The 7611-nt window shown below is 67.3% G+C and carries 6 protein-coding genes; 5 read left to right on the forward strand and 1 reads right to left on the reverse strand.

Annotation, left to right across the window (positions count from 1 at the left end; genetic code table 11):
* Positions 1-986, reverse strand: a 986-nt coding sequence (locus tag CG50_RS15325) for an L-serine ammonia-lyase (protein WP_036640314.1), incomplete at its 3' end; no start/stop codon positions are given.
* A 216-nt stretch (positions 987-1202) separates the two neighbouring features.
* Here CG50_RS15325 and rpiA point away from each other — a divergent pair.
* The 5 genes from rpiA to CG50_RS15350 all read left to right on the forward strand — a co-directional run bounded on the left by rpiA (position 1203) and on the right by CG50_RS15350 (position 7352).
* Entirely contained in the window at positions 1203-1988 is a 786-nt protein-coding gene (gene rpiA / locus CG50_RS15330) for a ribose-5-phosphate isomerase RpiA (protein WP_036640317.1), read from the forward strand.
* A 20-nt stretch (positions 1989-2008) separates the two neighbouring features.
* Positions 2009-3358, forward strand: a complete 1350-nt coding sequence (gene gorA / locus CG50_RS15335; protein ID WP_036640319.1) for a glutathione-disulfide reductase — start codon at positions 2009-2011, stop codon at positions 3356-3358.
* 202 nt (positions 3359-3560) lie between these two features.
* Positions 3561-4757, forward strand: coding sequence for an FtsH protease activity modulator HflK (gene hflK, locus CG50_RS15340; protein ID WP_036640321.1), 1197 nt, complete (start codon positions 3561-3563; stop codon positions 4755-4757).
* A gap of 5 nt (positions 4758-4762) precedes the next feature.
* Positions 4763-5653, forward strand: coding sequence for a protease modulator HflC (gene hflC, locus CG50_RS15345; RefSeq protein WP_051910082.1), 891 nt, complete (start codon positions 4763-4765; stop codon positions 5651-5653).
* Between the two features lie 199 nt (positions 5654-5852).
* Complete coding sequence (locus CG50_RS15350) at positions 5853-7352, forward strand: DegQ family serine endoprotease (RefSeq protein WP_036640323.1); 1500 nt, start codon at positions 5853-5855, stop codon at positions 7350-7352.
* Positions 7353-7611: the final 259 nt, after the last annotated feature.

Raw genomic sequence — 7611 nt, forward strand, 5'->3', positions numbered from 1 at the left:
CCGCCGACCGCCGCCGCCGTCAGCAGGAATTCGTCGAGCTGCTTGACGCTGGCCGAGGGCACATGGTCGAGCCAGTAGCGGATCACCGCCGGCACCACCCCGGCCGCGCCATTGGTCGGCGCGGTCACCACCTGCCCGCCTGCGGCGTTCTCTTCGTTCACCGCCATCGCATAGGCCGAAACCCAGTCGTTGATGACATGCGGCGCGCTGAAATTCGCGCCGCGCTCGGCCATCAGGCTGTCATGGATCGCCTTGGCGCGGCGGCGCACCTTCAGCCCGCCGGGCAGGATGCCGTCGGTCTCGAGCCCGCGGGTGAGGCAACCGTTCATCACCTCCCAGATCCGGGCAAGACCGGCGTCGATCTGCGCATCGGTGCGGAAACGGCGCTCGTTCATCCGCTTCATCCGCGCGATGCTCTGCCCCGAGGTCCGCGCCATCTCCAGCATCTCGGCGGCGGTGCGGAACGGATAGGGCACGGGCGAAGGTTCGGAAAGCGTCAGATCGTCGACGGCCGCCAGCTCCGCCGCGGTGCGCACGAAACCGCCGCCGATGGAATAATAGGTCTCCTGCGCCAGAACGTCGCCCTGCGGGTCGAGCGCCTCGATCACCATGCCATTCGCATGGCCTTCGAGCGGCGGGCCGAAATCGAAGATCAGATCGGCTGAAGGATCGAAGGCGAAATCGTAGATCCCTTCGGGCGAGAGGCGGCCGGTCTGACGGTTCTCGGCCAGAACGGCCTCGGCGCGGGTGGCTTCGTAGCTCTCGGGCAGGAAGCCCGCGAGGCCGAGGATCGTCGCGCGGTCGGTGGCGTGCCCTTTGCCGGTGAAGGCGAGCGAGCCGTAAAGCCGTGCCCGCACCCGCGCCGCACGAAACGGCGAGCGAGCGAGCAGATCGAGGAACCGCCCGCCGGCCACCATCGGCCCCATCGTGTGCGACGACGACGGCCCCACCCCCACCTTGAACACGTCGAAAACGCTCAGAAACATCGGCTCCCCCGTCTCCCCGCCCCCGGGGTCTGTCCCCTTCTCGCCCGGTCCGGCCCGGCCGACGCGCGCAAAAGCGACATTGCACGGACATAATGCGCAAGGCCCGCGCGGCCAGCGGCAGGTTTGCGCGAATATGGCCTCGCACGACGAGGGGGGGTTGTCTATAACCGTCGCATCAGCCCTTCAGCCCCGGTCCGCAACCAAGGAGACCCTTTCATGCCCGCAGAACTTTCCCCCATCGACAAGGCCAAGTTCGCCGCCGCGCGCTGCGCCGTGGATTTCGTCGAGGACGGGATGAAGGTCGGTCTCGGCACCGGCTCCACCGCCGCATGGATGGTGCGTTGCCTGGCCGAACGGGTGCGCGAGGAAGGCCTGCGCATCACCGGCGTGCCCACCAGCACCCGCACCGGCACGCTGGCGCGGCAGCTCGGGCTGACGGTGACCACGCTCGACGAGGCGAAATGGCTCGATCTGACGATCGACGGCGCGGATGAATTCGACGGCGAGCTGAACCTGATCAAGGGCGGCGGCGCGGCGCTGCTGCAGGAAAAGATCGTCGCCACCGCGTCCGACCGGATGATCGTGATCGCCGATGCCGCGAAAGAGGTCGCCCAGCTCGGCGCCTTCCCGCTGCCGGTCGAGGTGGTGCGCTTCGGCTGGCAGACCACGCAGCGCCTGATCGAGGAAGTCCTCGTCTCGATGGACGTGCTCGGCCGGCAGACCGCCCTGCGTCAGAGCGGCGAGGCCCCGCTGATCACCGACGAGGGGCATTTCATCATCGACCTGCACCTGAACCGGATCGAGAACCCGCGCGCGCTGTGGCTGGCGCTGAACCAGATCCCCGGCGTGGTCGAAAACGGGCTGTTCGTCGACATCTGCGATCAGGTGGTGATCGGCGGCACCGACGGCCGGGTCGAGATCCGCGACATCGCCGAGGGCACCGTGCGCGAACAGCGGGTGGACTTCATCGAGGAATCGAACATCTTCCTCGACATCGACTGACACGGAACCGGGAGGGCCCCATGAGCTTCGATTATGACCTGTTCGTCATCGGTGGCGGTTCGGGCGGCGTGCGCGCGGCGCGGGTCGCCTCGGGCGAGCATGGCGCGAAAACCGCGCTGGCCGAGGAATACCGTCTGGGCGGCACCTGCGTGATCCGCGGCTGCGTGCCGAAGAAGCTGATGGTCTATGCCTCCTCCTTCCCGGCGATGGCCGAAGAGGCCCGCGCCTATGGCTGGTCGGCCGATGTCGGCCGGTTCGACTGGACGGCGTTCCGCACCAAGCTCGAGGCGGAACTCGACCGCCTCGAAGGCGCCTATCGGCGCGGCCAGCAGGGCGCGGGCGTCACCGTCTACGACCAGCGCGCCACCGTCACCGGCCCGCATGAGGTGCGCCTCGCCGACGGGTCGGTGAAAAGCGCGCGCCATATCCTGATCGCCACCGGCGGCGCGCCCTTCGTGCCCGACTTCCCCGGCGCCGAACATGTGATGACCTCGAACGAGGTGTTCAGGCTGCCGGCGCTGCCCGGCCGGATGCTGATCGTCGGCGGCGGTTACATCGCCTCGGAATTCGCCTGCGTGATGAACGGGCTCGGCACCGAGGTGACGCTGTGGAACCGCTCGCCGGTGCTGCGCAGCTTCGATCGCGAATGCCGCGACCTGATCGTCGCGCGCATGGTGGCGCATGGCATCGCGCTGCGCGAGGATGCGCTGATCCAGAAGATCGAACGCGGCGCGGCGGGCCTTGTCGTCACCGACACCGCGGGCCGGACCGAGACCTTCGACGCCGTGCTTTACGCCACCGGCCGGCGGCCCAACACCCGCGGCCTCGGCCTCGAAGAGGTGGGCGTGCAGCTTGGCCCGAAGGGCGAGGTGCTGGTCGATGACTGGTCGCAGACCAACATCCCCTCGATCTACGCGGTGGGCGATGTCACCGACCGCATCGCGCTGACCCCGGTCGCGATCCGCGAGGGCCACGCCTTCGCCGATACCGTCTTCGGCGCCCGCCCGCACAGCTTCGATCACCAGATGGTCGCCTCGGCCGTGTTCACCCAGCCCGAATTCGGCACCTGCGGTCTGACCGAGGAACAGGCCCGCGCGCGCGAAGAGATCGAGGTCTACAGCACCTCCTTCCGCCCGATGCGCAGCGCCTTCGCCGGGGCGGAGGAAAAGGTTCTGATGAAGCTCGTGGTCTCGCGCGCGACGCGGCAGGTTCTTGGCTGTCACATCGTCGCCCCCGATGCCGGCGAGATGATCCAGATCGCCGCCATCGCGATGAAGATGGGCGCGACCAAGGAGCAGTTCGACGCCGCCTGCGCCGTCCATCCGACGATGGCCGAAGAGCTGGTGACGATGCGCAAGCCGGTGCGCTGAGCGCCCCCCGCAAGCGCGCGACCGGCCTGCGGCGCGGCGCTTGCGCCCCGGCAGCGCCCCACCGGCAGCGGATGGAAACGCGCGAAAATCCCGGTGCCGGGGCAAAATCCCGGCATTGCCGATCAATATGGTCGTTCACGGCAACTTGACATCCGGGGCGCAGTCCCCAACTCCGTGAGACGACAACGGAAGTGAGGACAGGATGAGCAACGGAGGTCCCTGGGGAACTGGCGGTGGCCAGAACGACGGGGGGAAGGACGACGACGCGAAGGGCGGCGGCCGGAACAACGACGGACGCGGCAACTGGAACGACGATCGCAACCGCCCCAACGGGGCGCGGCGCCCCTCGGACGGTATCCCCGAGATCGATGAGCTGATGAAGAAAGGCTCGGAACATCTGCGCGTGCTGATGGGCGGTCGCTCTGGCGGCGGCAACGGCACGGGCGGCGGCCTCGGGCCGAAGCCGGTCTCGGCCGGTGCGGTGGGGCTCGGCCTTGTCGCGGCCATCGCGGTGTGGGGCTGGGGCTCGCTCTATCAGGTGCAGCAGAACGAACGCTCGATCGAGCTGCTGTTCGGCAAGTATTACGCCACCGGCAACCCGGGCCTGAACTTCGCCCCCTGGCCCTTCGTGAAGCCCGTGGTGATCCCGGTCACCGACGAGCGCACGACAGAGCTCGGCAACACGCGCGGCGGCAACACCGGGCTGATGCTGACCCGCGACCAGAACATCGTGAACATCGAGTTCCAGGTGGTGTGGAACATCTCGGACCCCGGGAAATACCTGTTCAATCTGGCCGACCCAGAGGACACGATCCGCGCGGTCTCGGAATCGGCGATGCGCGACATCATCGCGCGCACCGATCTGGCGCCGATCCTCAACCGCGACCGCGGTGCCATCGGTGCCGATCTGCGCCAGGCGGTGCAGAATACCCTCGACAGCTATGGCGTGGGCATCAACATCGTGCGGGTGAACTTCAACCGCGCCGATCCGCCGACCGAGGTAATCGACAGCTTCCGCGACGTGCAGGCCGCCCAGCAGGAACGCGACCGGCTGGAGAAAGAGGCCGACGCCTACGCCAACAAGGTCACCGCCGGTGCCCGCGGCGAGGCCGCCCAGATGCAGGAACAGGCCGAAGCCTACCGGGCTCAGGTCGTCAATGACGCCCAGGGCGAGGCGGCGCGCTTCACCTCGATCTACGAGGTCTACAAAACCGCGCCCGATGTCACCAAACGGCGCATGTTCTTCGACGCGATGGGCCGCACGCTCGGCGGGCTCGACAAGGTGATGGTCGATCAGGGATCGGGCACCGTGCCCTATCTGCCGCTCGACCGGCTGACCGGGGCGAAACCCGGCACCGCCGCCCCGGCACAGACCCAGAGCAACGGGGGATCGAACTGATGACGATGATGCGCGTGCAATATCTGATCCCCGCGGGGGTGATCGCGCTCGGCGTGGTGCTCAGCTCGTTCTACACCGTGGACGAGCGCGAGAAGGCGCTGGTGCTGCAGTTCGGCGAAGTGCGCAAGGTGGTGATGGAACCCGGCCTCGGGATGAAGATCCCGATGATCCAGCAAGTCGTGAAATACGACGGCCGCATCCTCAGCCTGACGACGCAGCCTCTCGAGGTGACGCCGCTCGACGATCGTCGTCTGGTGGTCGATGCCTTCGCGCGCTGGCGCATCGCCGATCTGGTGAAGTTCCGCGAGGCGGTGGGCTCGGGTGGCGAGATGACGGCGAAGAACCGTCTCGACGGCATCCTGAACAACGCGATCCGCGAGGTGATGGGTGGCGTTCCCTCGACCGCAGTCCTGTCGGACGACCGGACCGCGCTGATGAACCAGATCCGCGATCAGGCGAAGCGCGAGGCGGCATCTCTGGGCGTCGACGTGATCGACGTGCGGCTGACCCGCACCGACCTGCCCGAGCAGAACCTCGCCGCGACCTACGCCCGGATGCGGGCGGAACGTCAGCGCGAGGCGGCCGACGAGCGCGCCCGTGGCGGCGAGGCGGCACAGCGCGTGCGCGCCGCGGCCGACCGCGCCGTGATCGAGCTGACCTCGGAAGCGCGCAAGCAGGCCGAGATCGTGCGCGGTCAGGCCGATGCCGAAAGCAACGCGGTCTACGCCAATGCCTACGAACAGGATCCGGCGTTCTTCGCCTTCACCAAGGCATTGCAGTTCTACGCCGACAGCCTGAAGGCGAGCACCACCTCGCTGGTGACGCGGCCGGACAGCCTTTATTTCGACTATGACACCTTCGTCGAAAGTCTGGGCGAGAATCCGGCGGCGAAATGAGACACCGAGGGGGCCGGCACTGCCGGCCCTTTTCGCCTCGGCCCCACGGACGCGACACACCCCGGCAATCACGATCCGGGCGCATGACGTCACACCGATTTGTGCATTTGCGACGGTCTTTCATTTGAACATCGGGCGGGCTGGGGGTCTAACGGACAGTGCACCGGCCCCGAGGCCAGGAAATATCGAGGAGCGCACAATGCACAACGACCGTCTTTCGCTGCCCACGCCCACCGTCCACAAGATCCGGCGCCTGACGACCGGCGTTCTGGGCGCTGCCCTGCTGTCGACCGCGCTGGCCTTCGGGCCGGTGGCTCCGCTCACCGCCATGGCTGGCCCGACGCCCGACGGCTTCGCCGATCTGGTGCAGAAGGTCAGCCCGGCAGTGGTGATGATCACCACCACCCAGACCGTCGAGGCCCCGACCCAGGCCCAGCCGATCTTCCCGGACGGCTCGCCGTTCTCCGACCTGTTCAAGGATTTTCCGTTCCAGAACATGCCCGGCGGCGAGGACGGCAGCCCGCGCCAGCCGCGCCATGCGCAGGCGCTCGGCTCGGGCTTCGTGATCTCGGAGGACGGCTACATCGTCACCAACAACCACGTGATCGAGAATGCCGACAAGATCCAGATCAAGTTCTACGACGGTTCCCTGCTCGACGCCAAACTGATCGGCACCGACAAGAAGACCGATATCGCGCTGCTGAAGGTGAAGACCGACAAACCCCTGCCCTTCATCAACTTCGGCGATTCCGACAAGGCCCGGGTCGGTGACTGGGTTCTGGCGATGGGCAACCCGCTCGGTCAGGATTTCTCGGCCTCGGCCGGCATCATCTCGGCGCGCAACCGCGAACTGTCGGGCACCTATGACGATTATCTGCAGACCGATGCCGCGATCAACCAGGGCAATTCGGGCGGGCCGCTGTTCGACATGAACGGCGAGGTGATCGGCGTGAACACCGCGATCCTGTCGCCGAACGGCGGCTCGATCGGCATCGGCTTCTCGATGGCGTCGAATGTGGTCAAGAAGGTCACCGACCAGCTCAAGGAATTCGGCGAGACCCGGCGCGGCTGGCTTGGCGTGAAGATCCAGGAGGTCACCCCCGACATGGCCGAGGCGATGAACCTGCCCAAGGCCGAGGGTGCGCTGGTCTCCGAGGTGCCGGACGGCCCGGCGAAGGACGCGGGCATCAAGGCGGGCGACGTCATCACCAGCTTCGACGGCAGCCCGGTGAAAAGCTCGCGCGATCTGGTCAAGCGCGTCGCCGACGCCCCGGTCGAGCAGAAGGTGCGCGTGACGGTGATGCGCGACGGCAAGGAACAGACGTTGCTCGTGACCCTTGGCCGGCGCGAGACGGCCGAGACCGGCTCTGACAAGGGCACCGACAAGCCCGCGCCGAGCCAGAAGGATCAGGTTCTGGGAATGCAGCTCGAATCGCTGACCGACGAGACGGCGGCCCAGCTCGGGATGCCGGCGGGCAGCACCGGCCTGGTCGTGGCCGACATCGACGAGAATTCGACGGCCTTCGACAAGGGGCTGCGTCAGGGCGACGTGATCGTCGAGGCGGGGCAGAAGCCGGTGACGGCCGTGGCCGACCTGAACGCGCAGATCAAGGCTGCGAAGGACGGCGGGCGCAAGTCGGTGCTGCTGCTGGTGCGCCGCGAGAACGAGCCGCGCTTCCTGGCACTGCCGCTCGACTGATCGGGGCGGCAGACTCCGAACGACACGGTGCCGGGGGCAGGCCATGGGCTGCCCCCGGCACCTCGCTGCGTCGGGGCATTTTCATTCCATCGAAGAGCCGCTTCGAAGCTTCGCCACTACCTCGGCCATGGAGGAAGTTAGCCCAGAAGCGAGCTGCCAGCTCTGAAAGAGTTCGTCGTGAAGGTCTTCCAGGTCAGCGATCATCACATCGCGGCCTTCTTCTGTCTGTTGAGGTGGTCCCCATTTTCCGGACAGTTTT

This window comes from Paenirhodobacter enshiensis, from assembly GCF_000740785.1.
Lineage (GTDB): Bacteria > Pseudomonadota > Alphaproteobacteria > Rhodobacterales > Rhodobacteraceae > Rhodobacter > Rhodobacter enshiensis.